General features: G+C 69.1%; 17 protein-coding genes. 6 read left to right on the top strand and 11 right to left on the bottom strand.

Annotated features, from left to right (window positions below; all coding sequences use genetic code 11):
- Positions 1–114: 114 nt before the first annotated feature.
- Together SB786_RS11965 and SB786_RS11960 are read right to left on the bottom strand one after the other, a co-directional pair.
- Positions 115–561: a MarR family winged helix-turn-helix transcriptional regulator gene (locus SB786_RS11965; RefSeq protein WP_410727641.1), complete on the bottom strand. Its 447-nt coding sequence runs from the start codon at positions 559–561 to the stop codon at positions 115–117.
- Between the two features lie 35 nt (positions 562–596).
- Positions 597–2,192 (bottom strand): MDR family MFS transporter, encoded by a 1,596-nt coding sequence (locus SB786_RS11960; RefSeq protein ID WP_410727640.1) that lies wholly within the window; start codon positions 2,190–2,192, stop codon positions 597–599.
- Between the two features lie 108 nt (positions 2,193–2,300).
- Between SB786_RS11960 and SB786_RS11955 the strand changes: the two genes are divergently transcribed.
- Positions 2,301–3,143, top strand: coding sequence for an EcsC family protein (locus SB786_RS11955; RefSeq protein ID WP_410727639.1), 843 nt, complete (start codon positions 2,301–2,303; stop codon positions 3,141–3,143).
- Here the strand turns inward: SB786_RS11955 and SB786_RS11950 are convergent.
- The 5 genes from SB786_RS11950 to SB786_RS11930 all read right to left on the bottom strand — a co-directional run bounded on the left by SB786_RS11950 (position 3,113) and on the right by SB786_RS11930 (position 8,499).
- Entirely contained in the window at positions 3,113–4,075 is a 963-nt protein-coding gene (locus tag SB786_RS11950) for an alpha/beta hydrolase (protein WP_410727638.1), read from the bottom strand. The two genes, SB786_RS11955 and SB786_RS11950, sit on opposite strands and share 31 nt — an antisense overlap.
- 102 nt (positions 4,076–4,177) lie before the next feature.
- On the bottom strand, positions 4,178–4,612 hold the full coding sequence (locus tag SB786_RS11945) for a CHRD domain-containing protein (RefSeq protein ID WP_410727637.1): 435 nt from the start codon (positions 4,610–4,612) through the stop codon (positions 4,178–4,180).
- A gap of 281 nt (positions 4,613–4,893) precedes the next feature.
- Positions 4,894–5,667 carry a class II aldolase/adducin family protein gene (locus tag SB786_RS11940; protein ID WP_410727636.1) on the bottom strand — a complete coding sequence of 258 codons (774 nt, stop codon included), beginning with the start codon at positions 5,665–5,667 and terminating at the stop codon, positions 4,894–4,896.
- 256 nt (positions 5,668–5,923) lie between these two features.
- Positions 5,924–7,546 carry a phospholipase D family protein gene (locus SB786_RS11935; RefSeq protein ID WP_410727635.1) on the bottom strand — a complete coding sequence of 541 codons (1,623 nt, stop codon included), beginning with the start codon at positions 7,544–7,546 and terminating at the stop codon, positions 5,924–5,926.
- Between the two features lie 239 nt (positions 7,547–7,785).
- Positions 7,786–8,499: a FadR/GntR family transcriptional regulator gene (locus tag SB786_RS11930; protein ID WP_410727634.1), complete on the bottom strand. Its 714-nt coding sequence runs from the start codon at positions 8,497–8,499 to the stop codon at positions 7,786–7,788.
- A gap of 140 nt (positions 8,500–8,639) precedes the next feature.
- Here SB786_RS11930 and SB786_RS11925 point away from each other — a divergent pair, with 140 nt between their 5' ends.
- The 4 genes from SB786_RS11925 to SB786_RS11910 are packed head-to-tail and all read left to right on the top strand — an operon-like array spanning position 8,640 to position 13,353.
- Positions 8,640–9,440, top strand: a complete 801-nt coding sequence (locus tag SB786_RS11925) for a (Fe-S)-binding protein (RefSeq protein ID WP_410727633.1) — start codon at positions 8,640–8,642, stop codon at positions 9,438–9,440.
- Positions 9,437–10,162, top strand: a complete 726-nt coding sequence (locus SB786_RS11920) for a LutC/YkgG family protein (RefSeq protein ID WP_410727632.1) — start codon at positions 9,437–9,439, stop codon at positions 10,160–10,162. Before SB786_RS11925 ends, SB786_RS11920 begins: the two co-directional genes overlap by 4 nt.
- The gene (locus tag SB786_RS11915) at positions 10,159–11,604 is read left to right on the top strand and encodes a LutB/LldF family L-lactate oxidation iron-sulfur protein (RefSeq protein WP_410727631.1); all 1,446 of its coding nucleotides are present in this window, start codon (positions 10,159–10,161) and stop codon (positions 11,602–11,604) included. Before SB786_RS11920 ends, SB786_RS11915 begins: the two co-directional genes overlap by 4 nt.
- 48 nt (positions 11,605–11,652) lie before the next feature.
- Positions 11,653–13,353, top strand: coding sequence for a lactate permease LctP family transporter (locus tag SB786_RS11910; protein WP_410727630.1), 1,701 nt, complete (start codon positions 11,653–11,655; stop codon positions 13,351–13,353).
- A gap of 113 nt (positions 13,354–13,466) precedes the next feature.
- Here the strand turns inward: SB786_RS11910 and SB786_RS11905 are convergent, their stop codons facing one another.
- The 4 genes from SB786_RS11905 to SB786_RS11890 all read right to left on the bottom strand — a co-directional run bounded on the left by SB786_RS11905 (position 13,467) and on the right by SB786_RS11890 (position 16,499).
- Entirely contained in the window at positions 13,467–14,228 is a 762-nt protein-coding gene (locus SB786_RS11905; protein WP_410727629.1) for a M48 family metalloprotease, read from the bottom strand.
- A 151-nt stretch (positions 14,229–14,379) separates the two neighbouring features.
- Positions 14,380–15,186: a glycosyltransferase family 2 protein gene (locus SB786_RS11900; protein WP_410727628.1), complete on the bottom strand. Its 807-nt coding sequence runs from the start codon at positions 15,184–15,186 to the stop codon at positions 14,380–14,382.
- Between the two features lie 204 nt (positions 15,187–15,390).
- A complete protein-coding gene (fabG, locus tag SB786_RS11895) occupies positions 15,391–16,107 on the bottom strand; it encodes a 3-oxoacyl-ACP reductase FabG (protein WP_410727627.1) in 717 nt (238 codons plus the stop codon).
- Positions 16,108–16,214: 107 nt separating this feature from the next.
- Positions 16,215–16,499: a phosphopantetheine-binding protein gene (locus tag SB786_RS11890; RefSeq protein ID WP_014896047.1), complete on the bottom strand. Its 285-nt coding sequence runs from the start codon at positions 16,497–16,499 to the stop codon at positions 16,215–16,217.
- A 564-nt stretch (positions 16,500–17,063) separates the two neighbouring features.
- Here SB786_RS11890 and SB786_RS11885 point away from each other — a divergent pair.
- Positions 17,064–17,708, top strand: coding sequence for a hypothetical protein (locus SB786_RS11885; protein WP_410727626.1), 645 nt, complete (start codon positions 17,064–17,066; stop codon positions 17,706–17,708).
- Positions 17,709–17,718: the final 10 nt, after the last annotated feature.

Below are 17,718 nucleotides of genomic sequence, written 5' to 3'. Positions count from 1 at the left end.
GGGCGACGGCGGGTTCGTGCGCCCGGTGCGCTTCGTCGCCCCGCCCGCCTCAGGTGCCGCGCCGGCCGCCACCGGCCGACGCGTACGCGCCGTCGCCGCTTGCCGCCCTGCTCTTCAATGCGATGCCGGCGTCGAGCCGACCTCCGCGATCCGCGACTCCAGCATCGCCAGCGCGCCCGACAACGCATTCAGCACGTCGTCCGGCAGTTGCGCCATCGTCTGTTCGAGGAACGCCTTGCGCCGTGGCAGGCACGCGTCGAATGCGGCGCGGCCGGCGTCGGTCAGCGTGACGTTGGTCACGCGGTTGTCGCGGGCATCGGACGCGCGCTCGATCCAGCCGAGCGCATCGAGCGATTTCAGCTGGCGCGTGAGCGCGCCCGGATCGATGCGCAGCACTTCGACGAGCTTCTTCTGCGACGCATGCCCGCCCATCGTGTGCAGCGCGACCATGATCCGCCAGCGCGGCATCGGCTGCCCGACGTTGGTTTCGAACGCGGTCATGAACGCGCGATACGTGCGTCCGAATTGCTGCAAGATCGCGACGCGGTCCTGTTCTTCCATGCGCTGAATTCGTGTCCGTTGAATCGTTGAATCGGTCAATCGGCCGCGACATGCGGCTCGATCTTGCGCCGCAGCGCGATCGGCGGCACGCGGCGGCACTGCCACACCGACACCACGGCGACGACCGCCGCCATCGCGACACCCAGGTGAATCGCGCCGACCAGCGATTCGCGGGCCGCTTCCAGCAGCAGCGCGCCATTATGCCCGGCGCGGGTCAGCTCCGCGACCAGACCGCCTTGCGCGGCGCGGTCGATCAGGATCTGCGGATCGGCGAGGCGCGCATGCCATTGCAGCGCGTGGTCGCCCGACAGCGCATCGCGCACGCCGCTCGAATACATCTGATTGACGAGCGTGCCGGTCAGCGCCGTGCCGAGCATCCCGCCAACCATCCGCAGCGACTGCAGCAGCGCGGTCGCGATGCCGAGGTGCTCGCGGCCGGCCGTCCGCTGCGCGAACACCGTGAGGTTGGGCAGCACGAAACCGAGACCGATGCCGCCGGCGACCATCAGCGCCATCAGCATCCAGGTCGGCGTCGCGTGGGTCGACACGACGATGCCCGCGCACGCGATCGCGAACAGCACGAAACCGACGTGCAGCATCGCGTTCGGATTGCGGATGCGCGTGATGACGCGGCCGTTCATGATGCTGCCGATCGTGATGAACACGACGAGCGGCGTGATCACGAGCCCCGCCGCCTTCGGCGACATCCCGAAGCCGCCCTGGAACAGCAGCGGCGCGTAGAACAGCAGCGAGAACATCGAGAAGCCGGCGAGCATCGCGAGCACGAACAGCGCCGACAGCGCGCGATTGCCGAACATGTCGAACGGCAGGATCGGCTGCGCGCAGCGCTTTTCCCAATGCCACAACCCGATGCCGGCGCCGACCGCGACGACCAGCAGCAGCGACGCCCAGCTCATCACGCCGTACTTCGGCAGCCATTCGACGAACAGCTGCAGCGCACCGAGCGACAGCGCGATCAGCAGCGCGCCGGGCCAGTCGAGCCGCATCTTGCGGTCGTGCTCGACATGCCGCAGGTGCGGCAGGTAGCGCCACACGAACAACAGCGACAGCAGGCCGACCGGCAGGTTCACGTAGAACACCGAGCGCCAGCCGAACGACTGGGTCAGGATCCCGCCGAGCGACGGCCCGACCGCGTTCGCGATGCCGAACGCGGAACTCATCAGCACCTGCCAGCGCAGCCGCACGACGGAATCGGGGAACAGGTCGGGAATGCACGCGAACGCGGTGCCGACCAGCATCCCGCCACCGATCCCCTGCAGCCCGCGCGCGAGCACCAGGTACAGCATGTCGTTCGCCATTCCGCACAGCACCGACGCGCCGGTGAACACGACGATCGACGCGATGACAAACGGCTTTCGGCCGTAATAGTCGCCGAGGCGGCCGAAGATCGGCACGGTGATCACGGAACTGAGCAGGTACGAGGTCGCGACCCACGCGTAGAGGTCGAAGCCCCTGAGTTCGGCGACGATGGTCGGCAACGCGGTGCCGACGACCGTCTGGTCGAGCGCGACGAGCATGGTGACGAACGAGATCCCGATCATCGCCAGCAGCGATTCGCGGAACGGCAGGACTTGCCCGCTCGAATGGTGGGCGGCAGTATGGACGGCCATTTTTTGTTGATGCAACTTTTGACGAGTCAAATAATCTTAAAATTCTAGCACGCCGGGGTAAGCTAGGCTGGCGACGGTTCACCCCGCCCCCGGCCGCCAAGGAGAAAGATGGAACCGATTTCAATCACGCCTGCCGCGACGCTGTCGCCGGAGGATCACGACGCCCTGCGGCGCGCGAAGCAGGTGCTGGAAAGCCCGTCGCTGACGATGAAGCTGACGGGCGTGCTGGGCGCGCCGGTCGAGAAGATGATCGCGCGGCTGCCGGACTTCGCGACCGGCAAGATCAACGACGCGACGCAGCTCGCGCTGCGCAAGTGCCTGAACATCGCGCTGCGCACGCTCGGCAAGCCGCAGACACCCGATGCCGAGCCGGACAAGCCGAGCAACCTGCTGCACAAGCTCGCGGTCGCGACGACCGGCGCGGCGGGCGGCGCATTCGGCTTCCTCGCGCTGCCGGTCGAGCTGCCGGTGACGACGACGCTGATCTTCCGCTCGGTCTGCGACATCGCGCGCAGCGAGGGCGAGGATCTGGGCTCGGTGGATACACAACTGCAGTGCCTGGCCGTGCTCGGCATGGGCGGCAACCCGGACAAGCGCGACGAGGACGCCGATCTCGGCTATTTCGTGCTGCGCGGCGCGCTCGCGCAGGCGATCTCGAAGGCGTCGTCGGACATCACGTCGAAAGGCATCGGCGCGCACAGCTCGGCGGCGGTGTTCAAGCTCGTGCAGACGGTCGCGTCACGCTTCTCGGTGCAGGTCACCGAGCAGATGGCCGCGAAGTCGATCCCGGCGATCGGCGCGGTGCTCGGCGCGACCGTCAACACGCTGTTCATCGACCACTTCCAGCAGATGGCGCACGGCCACTTCACCGTGCGCCGGCTCGAGCGCAAGTACGGCTCGGTGGCCGTGAAAGCCGCGTATCAGGCGATCGACGGCTCGCCGACGCGCTGAACCGCCCGCTCGACCGCGACGCGGCGCAGGAATGCGGCCGCCCGGTCGAGCGCGTCGCGCGACTCCGGCACCATCGGCGCGTACAACTGCCACACGTGCGGCATGTCGGGCCATACCTCGATCTCCACCGGCACGCCGGCCGCCTTCGCCTTGTCGGCGACGCGGCGCGAATCGTCGAGCAGCACCTCGGTGCTGCCGACCTGGATAAAGAGCGGCGGCAGCCCGGTGAAATCCGCATAGAACGGCGACGCGTACGGATGCGTGGCCGACGCATCGCCCAGATACAGCTTCGCCGCCTTCGGCAGCGCCGCGCCCGCGAACATCGGGTCGGGGCCGTCGTTGCTGCGCATCGTGCCGCCCGTGCCGGCCAGGTCGGTCCACGGCGAGAACAGGATCGCGCCGGCCGGCAACGGTTCGCCGCGATCGCGCAGCGCGACGAGCGTCGCGAGCGCGAGGCCGCCGCCTGCCGAATCGCCGCCGAACACGATCGATTCGGGCGGCGTGCCGAGCGCGAGCAATTGCCGGTAGGCGGCCAGCGCGTCGTCGAGCGCGGCCGGGAAGCGGTTTTCGGGTGCGAGCCGGTAGTCGAGCGAGAACGAGCGCACGCCCGCGCGCTTCGTGAGGCCGAACACGAGCGGCCGATGGGTTTTCGTCGAACAGAAATAGTAGCCGCCGCCGTGGAAGTACAGCAGCGTGCGGCCGGGCCCGCGAGCGGCGAGCGCGTCGGTGCGTTCGAGCCATTCGCCGCGCAGCGGCGCGTCGCCGGGACCGTAGCACTCGCGCAGCCGGTAGCCCGACGGCGCGCGACGCGGCACGATCATTCTCAGGTCGGTGAAGCGCCGCGCGCGGGCGGGATCGAGCACCGGGCGCGTGGTCTCGGGACGAAACTGCCAGCGCAGCAGCCAGCACGCGAACTTGCTTTGCCAACTCATCGAACCCACTCCGTCATCGCAGTGTGACGATGGTACGTGCGATCGCCGCCGCGCCGCTCGACGGGAGCCTCTATATCAAACGCGGGCGCGCGCCCGGCCGGCTCAGTTCGCCGGCATCATCTGGCCGCGGATCTCGCCGGACGGATGCTCCTTCGTGTGCACGTTGAAGTACCACTTGCCGCTCATCAGGTCGGTCACCTGCGCGTCGGTGAGCTCCTTCGAGCCCTTCATCGGGCTCGCCAGTTCGTCCTTCGGCACCGGCACCTGCACGCCGGCGTTCTGGCCGACCGGCGCGGGCCCGTGGAAGTGCGCGGCGGTCGCCGGCCCCGTGAGGTGTTCGTACGTCGCCGTCCAATGCAGGACGTGGGTGGCCGTGTCGTAGGTGGCGTCGACGGCGCCGGAGCCCTTCGTCGCGGTGGGCGGCACCTCGCTCGACGGCTGCAGGTTGGCGGACAGGCGCACCGTTTCGGCAGCGGCACCGCCGGCGGCCAGCACACCCGCGAGCAACGCCACCTGGAGCAAACGCAGCTTCGGCATGAATCCTCCTTGAACGACGTGGTACGCCACCCGGACGGGGGCGTGACATGATGGTAGTCGATCGCCGCCGATCCGGCACCCCCGCGCGTCGTCGGCGAGCCTGCGGGAATCTGGAAGAGACCTTTCCAGCTGAAGCCCTCAATCCGCGAGCGGCCTTTCGCTACACTTCGTCTCACAGTTGCTTGTTTCCTTCGTCCGAAGGAGTTCTGCGAGTATTCACGCGGCCATCCGGCCGCGTTTTTTTTGCCCGCGCGGCATGCGCGCATCGTCACCGGCGTGCGTCACGCGCGATAGCCGGGATCGATGCGATCGACGATGCGCTGCAACGCGTCGAACGCGTCCTGCCCCGCGCCGTGCTTCGGATCGAAATTCAGCGAATCGCGCACGCAGCCCTCGAGCACCGGCGGCGCGATCGGCAGTGCGTCGCCGATCGCGTGGGTCGCGACCTGCACCTCGCACGCGCGATTGAGCAGCCACATCAGCGAGAAGGTCTGCGCGAGCGTCGCGCCGATCGTCACGGGCCCATGGTTGCGCAGCAGCAGCACGGGCCGCCCGCCGGCGCTCTCGACGATGCGCCGCCCTTCCTCGAGATGCACTGTGATGCCCTCGAAATCGTGATACGCGATCTTCCCGTACAGCTGCGCCGAATAGAAGTTCGAGAACGACAGCCCGTCGCGCGAGCAGCACACGGCCATCGTCGGCGTCGTATGCACGTGCATCACGCAGTGCGCGTCGGGCAGCGCCGCATGAATCGCGCTGTGGAACGTGAAGCCCGCCGGGTTGATCGGCCAGTCGGAATGGCCGATCACGTTGCCGTCGATATCGATCTTCACGAGGTTCGACGCGCATACCTCGCGGTAATGGAGCCCGAACGGATTGATCAGGAAATGGCCGTCCTCGCCCGGCACGCGCAGCGAGATATGGTTGTAGATCAGCTCGGTCCAGCCGAGATGGTCGAAGATCCGGTAGGCGGCCGCGAGCTTCACGCGCGCCTGCCATTCGGCCTCGGAGAAACGGGCGGGACGCGTGAACGGCTGGTTCGGTACACGTTGCATGGGGCACTCCGGTGGCGGACGGGCGCGGCTGCGCGGGCGGCGGCGCGCATCGTCGGTCGTCTGCTGGCGTCGCACGCGGCGCGGGCTGCATGGCGGCTGGTTCGGCGTCGTCAGGCACGTCGTTCGGCGCCGGTCCGGCCCGCGTTGCGCGAGCCGTCCGCCGGTGCCGTCACGATGCGCATATCGTTGCGCACACAACCATATCACCTTTCCCCACGCACCGGAATCGCGGGTTTGGCCCGAGTCGTTCCGGCCCTTACAGCTGGTCGTCGACCGGCAGCAACATGAAGATGCCGGTCATCACGTTGCGCATCAGCCCGGCATGCGGATCGACGTGATAGGTGGTCGGCTGACCGCCGTCGACGCCGGTCCATTCGAGCGCGGGCCGGCCGCCGTCAGTCTGCTTCGCGAGCGTGACGCGATAGCTTTCGTCGGGCTGCGTCACGCGCGCGAAGATCGCCGCGGCCTGCTGCGCGAGCACCGGGCTGTGAATCACGAGCGCCAGCTCGGTGTTGAGGTGCGCCGAGCGCGGGTCGAGGTTCAGCGACCCGATCACGAGGATTTGCCGGTCGATCACGTACGCCTTCGCGTGCAGGCTCGCACGCGAGCGCGAGCCGAACAGCCGGGTCGGCTGCTGGTCCGGCTGCGCCTTGAATTCGTACAGCTCGACGCCGCGCTGCAGTAACGGGATGCGATAAGGCGCATAGCCGGACTGCACCGCGACCGCGTCGGTGGCCGCGAGCGAATTCGTCACGATCGCGACCCGCACGCCGCGCGCGGCCGTATCGCCGAGGACCTTCACGCCGGCGTCGTGCGGCACGAAGTACGGCGAGAACGCGAGGAATTCCTTGCGCGCGCCGCGCGTCAGCTCGCCCAGGCGCTGCATCGGCGGGCTCACGTACGCGTCGGTCGGGCGCGCGACCTTGTCCGGCGCATCGACCTTGAATTCGGCCGGCGCCCACACGAGCTCGAGTTGGTCGCGCGCGATCTGCTGCGCGAGCGGCGTCGCGTTCAGCGGCTTCGCGTTGTACGGATCGGCGTTCTTGCGCCAGTGCTCGCGCAGCTCGTCGCGCATCGCGTCGAGCTCCTTCGGATCGAACTTCTGATGATTCAGCACGCGCAGCGGATAGCTGCTCGCGCTCGCCCAGTAGTCGTCGAAGCTCTTCGAGATGTCGCTCGTCACGGGGCCGGCCGAGAGCACGTCGAGATCGCGGAACTGCAGCGTCGGGCTCGCGCTGAAGTACTGGTCGCCGAGATTGCGGCCGCCGACGATCGCCAGCTGGTTATCCGCGATCATCGCCTTGTTGTGCATCCGGCGCGTGAAGCTGTCGATCCGCGTGAAGAAGTTGGCCGTGCGCTCGACCATGCCGCGCTGCGACGCGCCGAACGGGTTGAACACGCGGATCTCGATGTTCTGATGCGTATTCAGCGCGGCCATCACGCGGTCGATGTCGTCGAAGTTCAGGTCGTCGACCAGCATCCGCACGCGCACGCCGCGATCGGCCGCGTACAGCGCCGCGCCGAGCAGCAGCTTGCCGGTCGTATCCTCGGTCGCGATGTAGTACTGCATGTCGAGCGTCTTCGTCGCCGCGCGCGCGAGCGCGATGCGCATCTGCAACGCGGTGGCGCCGTCGGCGAGCAACCGGAAGCCCGACTGCCCCGGATGCGCGGCTTCCGGCGCGGCCAGCGCATCGCGCAGCGGGGTCGCGGTATCGGCCGACAACGCGTGGGACACGGGGCGATCGAGCGAGGTGGCGGGCGGGTGCGTCGCGCAGGCGACGAGCGGCAGCAGCGCGCAGACGATCAGCGCGCGGGCCGGGCGGCACATGGCGCGCCACGACAGCGCGGCCGGCGCGCGCCGAATCAAAGACGTGAGCACGAAAGCTTCCTCGACAGGCGGATCAATGGGTCCGCAATCGCCGCGGCGCGCGGCTGACAGGCGGTTCCGGCCGATTCTAGTGGTCGCCGGACGAACCGGTCAATCGCGCGGCCGGCGCGGGCGGCCCCCCGCGGCCGCAACGCGCGTCGCCCGCGGCACGCGCCCGGCACGGTAGCCCGAGGCTCGCGGCCCGCGACCGTCCGCCGTGCGGGCCTGCAGCGGCCATGGTCCAACCAATCTCACGACGCGTCGCCGCTTCGCTCGAAGTGGCTGCGCACGTAGTCGATATGCGTCTGCATCGCGGTGCGCGCCTCCTCGGGCCGCTGCGCGCAGATCGCGTCGCAGACCACCCGGTGCTGCTGCAGCAGCAACTCGGACGCCTGCTCGTGCGTCGTCATCCCCGCGACGTTGATCGAGATGTGCTCGCGCAGCATCCCGATCACGCTCGTGTGCAGGTGCAGGAACATCGTGTTGTGCGACGCGAGCGCGATCGCCTCGTGCAGCTTCGCGTCGGCCGACGCCTCGACCGCCGCATCGTCGTTCGCGTGCGCGGTTTCGAGCTCGCGCAGCAGCGTGCGGATCCGGCGCCGGTCGTTCGCGTCGGCGCGCAGCGCGGCGAAATACGCGGTCGCGCCTTCAAGCACGCGACGGAATTCGAGAATGTCGTCGCGCAAGGCCGGATGGTCGGCGACCAGCTGGCCCCACGGCGACGCGATGCCCGCGCGCAACTGGTCCGTCACGTACACGCCCGCGCCGCGCCGGCTCTGCAGTAGCCCGCGCGCGACGAGCCGCTGGGTCGCCTCGCGCACCGTATTGCGCGCGACGCCGTACTGCTGCGCGAGCACGCGCTCGGCCGGCAGCCGCGCGCCGGCCTGCCACGTGCCGTCGAGCAGCGCCGTCTCGATCTTGCGCATCACCCCTTCCGTCCGGCCCCGTGCCGTCATCGCCGCCATCGCCGTCTCCCCATCCGGAATACCCGTCGCGCCGATTGGCCCAACCAATTTGAGCTTCGGCGCCGTCGCGGGAATTATGCAGCGAAAGCGAAATCGTCGTCCCGCATCCGCATGCCGGGCCGCCGCACCTGGAGCGAGACATGAACGAAAGGCACTACCCCACCGCCGCGCCCGCGCACGTCTACCTGTTCGCGACCTGCCTGGTCGACCTATTCGTCCCCGAAGCCGGGCTCGACACGGTCCGCCTGCTGGAACGCGAAGGCCTGACCGTGCACTATCCGCGCGGCCAGAGCTGCTGCGGACAGCCCGCCTACAGCAGCGGCAATCCCGACGACGCGCGCCGCGTCGCGGCCGCGCAGCTCGACCTGTTCGCCGAGCCATGGCCTGTGATCGTGCCGTCCGGCTCGTGCGCGGGCATGATCCGGCACCATTGGCCGGCGCTGTTCGCCGACGATCCCGTGCATGGCCCGAAGGCCCGCGCGATCGCCGAGCGCACCTACGAACTCGCCGAATTCCTCGTCCATGTGCTCGACGTGCGGCTCGACGCCGTTACCGCGAACGCCGGCCCGGACGAACGCGTGGTGCTGCACACGTCGTGCGCGGCCCGCCGCGAGATGGGCACCCGCGCGCACGGCGTCGCGCTCGTCGATGCGCTGCCCGGCGTCACGCGCATCGAACACGAACGCGAATCGGAATGCTGCGGCTTCGGCGGCACGTTCTCGCTGAAACATCCCGACATCTCCGGCGCGATGGTGAGCGACAAGGTCGCATCGGCCTGCGCGACCGGTTGCGAGCGCCTCGTGTCGGCGGACTGCGGCTGCCTGCTGAACCTCGGTCACGCGGCCGAGAAGGCCGGCGCCGCGCTGCCCGTCGAGCATCTCGCGAGCTTCCTGTGGCGCCGCACGGCAGGCGCCGGCTCGCTGCGCGGGGATTCGCAATGAGCGCGCGCGACGCCATCCTCGCGCGCCTGCGCGCCGCCGCGCCCGGTGTCGCCATGAACGCCGCAGCGGCGCTCGATGCGCGCATCGACACGCACTACGCCGCGAGGCGCGCGCCGGCCGCCCCCGACCCGCTTGCGCTCGTGCGGACGATGCAGGCCGCGCTCGCCGCGTCGCATGCCGACGTCTGGTGCGCCAGCGCCGACGCGTGGCCCGCGCAGCTTGCCGCGCGTCTGGCCGACGCCGGCGTGCGCCGCCTGCTGCTCGACCCGGCCCGCCCCGAATCCGCGGCGCTCGTGCGGGCGCTGCCCGACGCGGTCGCGCCGGTGCCGTTCGACCGGCCGATCGACGCGTGGAAAGCCGAGCTGTTCGACACGATCGATGCGGGCTTCACCGTCGCGCGCTCGGGCATCGCGACGACCGGCACCCTCGTGCTCGCGCCCGATGCCGGCACGCCGCGCACGGTGTCGCTGGTGCCGCCGCTGCACGTCGCACTCGTCCACGCGAACACGCTGCATGCCGACCTTCACGCGGCCGTGCACGCGGAGCGCTGGCACGCCGGCATGCCGACCAACGTCGTGCTGGTGTCGGGCCCGTCGAAGACGTCTGATATCCAGCAGACCCTCGCGTACGGCGCACACGGCCCGCGCAACCTGTGGGTCGTGATCGTCACCGAGCCGGCCGCCGAACCGGCCGCAACCGCCTGCCAGGAGCTGCCGCGATGACCGACCAACCGCTGCAATTCGTCGCTCCCGGCGACTTCAAGGCCCGTGCGCGCGCCGCGCTCGACGATCCCGCGCTGCGCCGGAGCTTTCGCGGCGCGATGGACTTCCTGCAGGGCAAGCGCGCGACCCAGTTCCCCGACGACACCGAGCTGCAGCAGTTGCGCGATCTCGGCGAAGCCGTGCGGCAGCACGCGCTCGCGCAACTGCCGGCGCTGCTCGAGCGGCTGGAGGCCACGCTCACCGCCGCCGGCGTGCAGGTGCACTGGGCGGAGACGGCCGCCGACGCGAACGCGATCGTGCTCGGCATCGCGCAGGCGAACCACGCGCGCCGCGTGATCAAGGGCAAGTCGATGGCGAGCGAGGAAATCGAGCTGAACCATTACCTCGCGGATCACGGCGTCGACTGCATCGAGTCCGACATGGGCGAGTTCATCGTGCAGCTCGCGGGCGAGAAGCCGTCGCACATCGTGATGCCGGCGATCCACAAGACGCGCGGCGACATCGCCGAGCTGTTCGAGCAGCACATCCCCGGCACGCGCTACACGGAGGACGTCGACGAACTGATCCAGACCGGCCGGCGCGCGCTGCGCCGCGCGTTCGCGGAAGCCGACATCGGCCTGTCCGGCGTGAACTTCGCGGCGGCCGACACGGGCACGCTGTGGCTGGTCGAGAACGAGGGCAACGGCCGGCTGTCGACCACCGTGCCCGATACGCATGTCGCGATCATGGGGATCGAGAAGGTCGTCGAGAAGCTCGAGCACATCGTGCCGCTGTCGAGCCTGCTGACGCGTTCGGCCACCGGCCAGGCGATCACGACCTACTTCAACCTGATCTCGGGCCCGCGCCGCGACGGCGAGCTCGACGGCCCGCGCGAGCTGCATCTCGTGCTGCTCGACAACGGCCGCACGCAGGCTTACGCGGACGAACAGCTGCGCGCGACGCTGCAGTGCATCCGCTGCGGCGCGTGCATGAACCATTGCCCGGTCTATACGCGCATCGGCGGCCACGCCTACGGGACGACCTATCCCGGCCCGATCGGCAAGATCATCTCGCCGCACCTGCTCGGCCTCGACGCGACGGCCGACCTGCCGACCGCGTCGACGCTGTGCGGCGCGTGCGGCGAGGTATGCCCGGTCCGGATTCCGATCCCGCAGCTGCTGGTGCGGCTGCGCACCGAGGCGAACCGCAAGCCCGACGAGCCCGTCGCGCATCCGCTGCGCGGCCAGGGCGCGAACTACAACCGCGCGGAAGACCTCGTGTGGCGCTTCTGGTCGGGTGCGTTCGCGCACCCGCGTGCGTATCGCGCGTTCCGCTGGACCGCGACGCGGCTGCGCGCGCTGACGCCCGCGAAGCAGATGGGCTGGACGCAGCACCGCACGCCGCTCGAGCCGGCGCCGCGCAGCCTGTCCGACCTGCTGCGCGCGCGCGGCCAGCCCGAATAGCCCCCGCTTTCAAACCCGTACCCCGATAAATCCATGGAGGAGACAACCATGCAGGTTTGGCATCAGATCTACACGCCGCTCGGCAGCCTCGGGCTGTCGGCGTTCGTCGCCGCAATTCCGATCATCTTCTTTTTCATCGCGCTCGCCGCCTTGCGGATGAAGGGGCACGTTGCCGCGTTGATCACGCTGCTGCTGTCGCTCGGCGTCGCGATCCTCGCGTACGGGATGCCCGTGCCGCAGGCACTCGCGGCGGCCGGCTTCGGCTTCGCGTACGGCCTGTGGCCGATCGCGTGGATCATCGTCGCGGCCGTGTTCCTGTACAAGATCGTCGTGAAGACCGGCCAGTTCGACATCATCCGCGCATCGGTGCTGTCGATCACCGACGACCAGCGGCTGCAGATGCTGCTGATCGGCTTCTCGTTCGGCGCGTTCCTCGAAGGCGCCGCCGGCTTCGGCGCGCCCGTCGCGATCACGGCCGCGCTGCTCGTCGGCCTCGGCTTCAAGCCGCTGCACGCGGCCGGACTGTGCCTGATCGCGAACACCGCGCCGGTCGCGTTCGGCGCGATGGGGATTCCGATCATCGTCGCCGGGCAGGTGACGGGCATCGACCCGCTCCACATCGGCGCGATGGCCGGCCGGCAGTTGCCGCTGCTGTCGCTCGCGGTGCCGTTCTGGCTCGTGTTCATGATGGACGGGCTGCGCGGCGTGCGGCAGACGTGGCCGGCCGCGCTCGTCGCGGGCGGCAGCTTCGCGATCACGCAGTACTTCACGTCGAACCACATCGGGCCAGAGCTGCCGGACATCACGTCGTCGCTTGTCAGCCTCGTGTCGCTGGCCGTGTTCCTGAAGGTCTGGCAGCCGAGCAGCGCGAAGCAGACGGCAGGCGGCCTCGTCGCGTCCGGCGGCGGCGCGGCGCTCGCGGGATTCGGCGCGGGCGGCAACGGTTCGGGCGCGAGCCGCCAGGCGTCGCCGTACACGCTCGCGCAGACCGTGCGCGCGTGGTCGCCGTTCCTGATACTGACGGCCGTCGTCACCGTATGGAGCATCGCGCCGTTCAAGGCGCTGTTCGCCGCGCACGGCGCGCTCGCATCGACCGTCCTGAAGTTCCATGTGGCCGGGCTCGACCAGCTGGTCGTGAAGACCGCGCCGATCGCCGCGACGCCGAAGGCGCTCGACGCGGTGCTGAAGCTCGACCTCGTGTCGGCGGTGGGCAGCGCGATCCTCGTGACCGCGCTGATCTCGATGGCGCTGCTGCGGATGAAGCCGCGCGACGCGCTCGTCACGTTCGGCGAGACGCTGAAGGAACTCACGCGCCCGATCCTGTCGATCGGCCTCGTGCTCGCGTTCGCGTTCGTCGCGAATTACTCGGGGATGTCGTCGACGCTCGCGCTGATGCTGGCCGGCACCGGCGCCGCGTTCCCGTTCTTCTCGCCGTTCCTCGGCTGGCTCGGCGTGTTCCTGACCGGCTCGGACACGTCGTCGAACGCGCTGTTCTGCTCGCTGCAGCAAGCGACCGCGCACCAGCTCGGCGTGCCCGAGACGCTCGCGGTCGCCGCGAACACGACGGGCGGCGTGACCGCGAAGATGATTTCGCCGCAGTCGATCGCCGTGGCATGCGCGGCGACCGGCCTCGTCGGCAAGGAGTCCGATCTGTTCCGCTTCACGGTGCGCCACAGCGTGCTGTTCGCGGTGATCGTCGGCCTGATCACGCTCGTGCAGGCCTACGTGCTGCCGGGGATGGTGCCGTAAGCCAGCGGCGCGGCCGCTTTCCGGGCTCTCCAAAAACAAAACCCCACGCCCGAAAGAGCGTGGGGTTTGGTTCATCCCGGGGCGCCCGACGAAGCCGGCGCCTTGAATGGCGATCAGCTGCCCTTCGCGATGCGGTCCTGGATGTGCTGCGCACGGCTCGTCGACGACGGGTGCGAGCTCATCATCGAGCTCTTGCCGCCATCGAGTTGCGCGAGCTTCTGGAACGCGGTGACGAGGCCCTTCTGGTTCATGCTCTTCTGCTTCATCAGGTCGAACGAGTAGTCGTCGGCCGCGCTTTCCTGCGTCTGCGAGAACTGCGCGTTGATGAACTTCTCGGTGATGTCGCCGAGCTGCGAGCTCGTCAGGGCCGCGACGCCCGGCGATGCCGCGCCGGCCGCGGTGCGCGCCGCGCTGACCGCGTAGGCGGTCTGCATCGCCTTCTTCGAGTGACCCAGTGCGACGTGGCCCATTTCATGACCGATCACGCCGCGCAGTTCGTCGTCGTTCATCATGTCCATCAGGCCGCTGTACACGCGCACGCAGCCGTTGCCCATCGCCCACGCGTTGACGTCCTTGGTCACGTAGACCTTGTAGTTGATCTTCTGGCCGTTCAGCGTCATGTCGCCGAAGCCCTTCATCACCTTCGTCAGGCGCTTCGCGTACGCGCTGTTCGGCGCGGCGATCTTCGATTCGGCGTCGCTCGCCTTGCATGAGTCGTTCGACAGTGCCGCGATGTCGCTGTCCGACAGCGTCGCCGCCTTGAACAGGTTGCTCCCCGCCGACGTCAGGCTGTTCGCGTCGAGATTCTGCACGCCGCCGCATGCGCTCAACAGGAACGCCACGCCACACGCTGCCGCCGCTTTCTTGATATGCATCCCGGATCCCTCGGTAGTTGTAGTTTGGGAGCGGCGATTTTGCATAATCCGGCAGAAAATTACCAGATGTTTACATCGAATGACAGGTTGATTACCAGCCGATACGGAATGAACGGCGCAATTTCTCAATGGATTGATGACGAATCGACGGTCAATCGCGGCTGCCGTGCGACCGGCTGAACGCGGAACGCGGCCGGCGCATCAGCCGCCGCGCGGCCAGCATCGGCAGCCGCACCACGAAACCGGCGAACAGCCGCAGGTGCATCCACACGAGCAGCGCGTTGTCGCGACCGTAGTGGAAATGCGACACCCCGCCCTCGTGCGCGCCGAAGTAGCGCACCGGCGCTTCGATGCGGATCGGCCGCACGCCGGCCCAGCACAGCCGCACAGCCGCTTCCGGATCGAAGTCGAAGCCGCGCATCCACGGCTGCCGATGCATGATCGCGGCGAGCGGCGCGACCGGATATACGCGAAAGCCGTACAGCGAATCGCCGATCCCGGCCCACAGCGTCTCGAGGTCGGCCCATCCGTTCGACAGCCGCCGGCCCTGCACGCGCAGTTGCGGCGCGCTCGCGTCGAACTTCGGCAGGCCCAGCACCATCGCGTCCGGGCTCGCCTGCGATGCGGCCATGAATTCAGGAATCAACTCGGCCGGATGCTGGCCGTCGGAATCCATCGTCAGCACGTGCGTGAAGCCGCTCGCGGCCGCCGCGTCGAGGCCGGCCAGCACCGCCGCGCCCTTGCCGCGATTCTCCGGCAGCACGATCACGCGCAGCCCCGGATCGCGCTCGGCCATCGCCTGCAGCCGCTCGGCGCTGCCGTCGGTGCTGCCGTCGACGACGACCCACACCGGGTTCCACTGCGCGCGGGCGTTGCGCACGGTCGTGTCGACCTTGATGCCCGGGTTGTAACTCGGAATCAACACGAGATGGGTGGACGAGGCGTGCTGCTTGGACATGGGAACGGCCGATTGCGAAGACGATGATCCTGACAAAAGTTTATGGCCTGCGGGCGCGCGCCGACAGGCTTCCTCGACGCCGCCCGCGTGCGGCGACGGTTCGCGCAGCGACAGGCCCGCGCGCTTCACGACAGTTGCGCCAGCGGATGGCCGGCGATCGCCTCGATCTCGACCGGCAGCGTCAAGCCGCCGCCGCGCGCGTCGTCATGCGAGCCCGCCGTTGACGGACAGCACTTGTCCCGTCACATAGGCGGCCGCATCGGATACCAGATACGCGACCATCGCCGCGACTTCGTCGGGCCGGCCCGCGCGTTGTGCCGGCACGAGCTGCCTGATCCGTTCGGCGGGAAACGCATGGTCGGCCATCGGCGATTCGATGATGCCGGGCGCGACCGCGTTCACCGTGATGCCGCGCGACGCGAGCTCCAGCGACAGCGACTTCGTCGCGCCGATCAGCCCCGCCTTCGCGGCCGCGTAGTTGACCTGTCCGCGGTTGCCGGTCACGCCCGCGACCGACGCGATGTTGACGATCCGTCCGCGCCGCGTTCGGATCATCGGCAGCAACAGCGGCTGCGTGACGTTGAAAAAACCGTTGAGTGTCACGTCGATCACGCCGTGCCATTGCCGGCGCGACATGCCGGCCAGCGGCGCGTCGTCGTGAATGCCCGCGTTGTTGACGAGGATCTGCACCGGCGCGTCGTCGACGAACGGCGCGAGCGCGGCGAGCGTCGCGTCGCCATCGGTCACGTCGAATGCGATCGCATGCGCGATGCCGCCGGCCGCTGCGATCTGCTGCGCGACGGCCTCCGCCTGCGCGAGATTTCGATTCGCGTGCACCCAGACTTCGTGACCGGCCTGCGCGAGCGCCGTGCAGATCGCCTGCCCGAGTGCGCCGCTGCCGCCCGTCACGAGCGCCCGCATCGACTTGCTCCGTTCATCGCGTTTCACCTCGATCGACGCGGCGGCCTGTCGTCCAGCGACGGCCGCCGCATGCGGTAATCATCCGTGTGCCGCGCCGTGCGCGCCCGTCACTTCGTGCGATGCGCGGCGACGTATGCGGCAAGCGCGCCGAGCGTCGCGAAGATCTTTTGGTTGTCCGGATTGTCCGAGCGCAGCTCGAAGCCGTATTTCTTCGAGATCAGCAGCGCGATTTCCAGGATGTCGATGGAGTCGAGCCCGAAGCCCTCGCCGTACAGCGGGGTCCCGGCCGTCACCGTTTCGAGCGGGACGTCTTCGAGATTCAGTTCGCCGATGATCAGCGTGGCGAGCTCTTGTTCCAGTGCGTTCATCATGCTTGCGGGCAGGCGGCCCATGGCAGCGGGAGGCACCCGGAAACGGCAAACGTCATGCATGCCCGGCGCGTGCGAAGCCCGCGCGAATCTCCGTCCCTCCGGCGTCTGCCGGCTTCCCCGCCTGCGTTATCGGTGATCATTTGTAAAAGTTACGCGGATTCTAGATGATGGGTATCGGTGCGTATACGGCGAATGGTTACAGACTGAAGGGCCACGCCGCGACCGGTTTGTGGCTCCAATCGCAGCAGACGCTTGAGCCGCTTCGGATGAAATGGATCGCCGCTGCGAAAGCGTCAGTGCGTTGCCATACATTCGGTTACAAAACCCGGCCACACCCGCCTCGAACCACCGCGCCGCGGCCCTAAAATGGCGAGCACGACAGCCGGCCCGGACAAGCGTCCCGGCCGCCATTCATATGATGTTTGACGGCCCGACGAACGCGTCCGCCCCCCCGATCCGCCCGATGTCTTCAGCAGCCATGCCGCGCCCGTCCGTTTGCCTCGCCCCCGTTTGCCCGCCCGTGCGCCGCCGTGCCGCGGCCGCCGGCGGCGACGCGCGCCCGCGTCGCGCGCCGGGAGCGCCGCGATGAGCGCGCCGCTCGCCATCGTGCGCGGCGTCGGCGCGGTCGCCGCGGTGGCGGCGTACCAGGTCGGCGCGCATTACGCGGCCGCGACGCCCGGCGCGCATGGCGTCGGCCTCGCGATGGCGCTCGTACCGCCGCTGCTGCTCGCGCTCGGTGCGGCATGGCGCTCGCCGAGGCGCTCGCGGCTCGTGCCGGCGTGGCTACTGGCCGCCGTCGCGCTGTGGGCCGCGCGCATCCCGCTCGCGCGCCATTTCGAATGGGGGCTGTATCTCGAACACGCGAGCTTCAACCTCGCGATGGCGCTGCTGTTCGGCCGCACGCTCGCGGCCGGCCAGGTGCCGCTGTGCACGCGTTTCGCGACGATGATCCACGGCACGATCACGCCGGCCGTCGCGCGCTACACGCGGCGCATCACGCTCGCGTGGACGCTGTTCTTCGTCGCGATCGCCGCCGTGTCGACGCTGATGTTCGCGACCGCGCCGATCGTCGCGTGGTCGACGTTCGCGAACTACCTGTCGCTGCCGCTCGTCGCCGTGATGTTCGCCGCCGAGCATGCGTGCCGGCGCTTCGCACTGCCGCACGATGCGCGGGCGCGGATGGTCGACGCGGTGCGCGCGTACCGCGCGTCGACGCAACCGTCACGATGAATTCATGACC

The sequence above is a fragment of the Burkholderia sp. SIMBA_062 genome (assembly GCF_046534765.1).
In the GTDB taxonomy this organism is placed as follows: Bacteria; Pseudomonadota; Gammaproteobacteria; order Burkholderiales; family Burkholderiaceae; genus Burkholderia; species Burkholderia ambifaria.
Note: the sequence above shows the minus strand (reverse complement) of the source record. Positions and strands in the feature narration are given on the sequence as shown.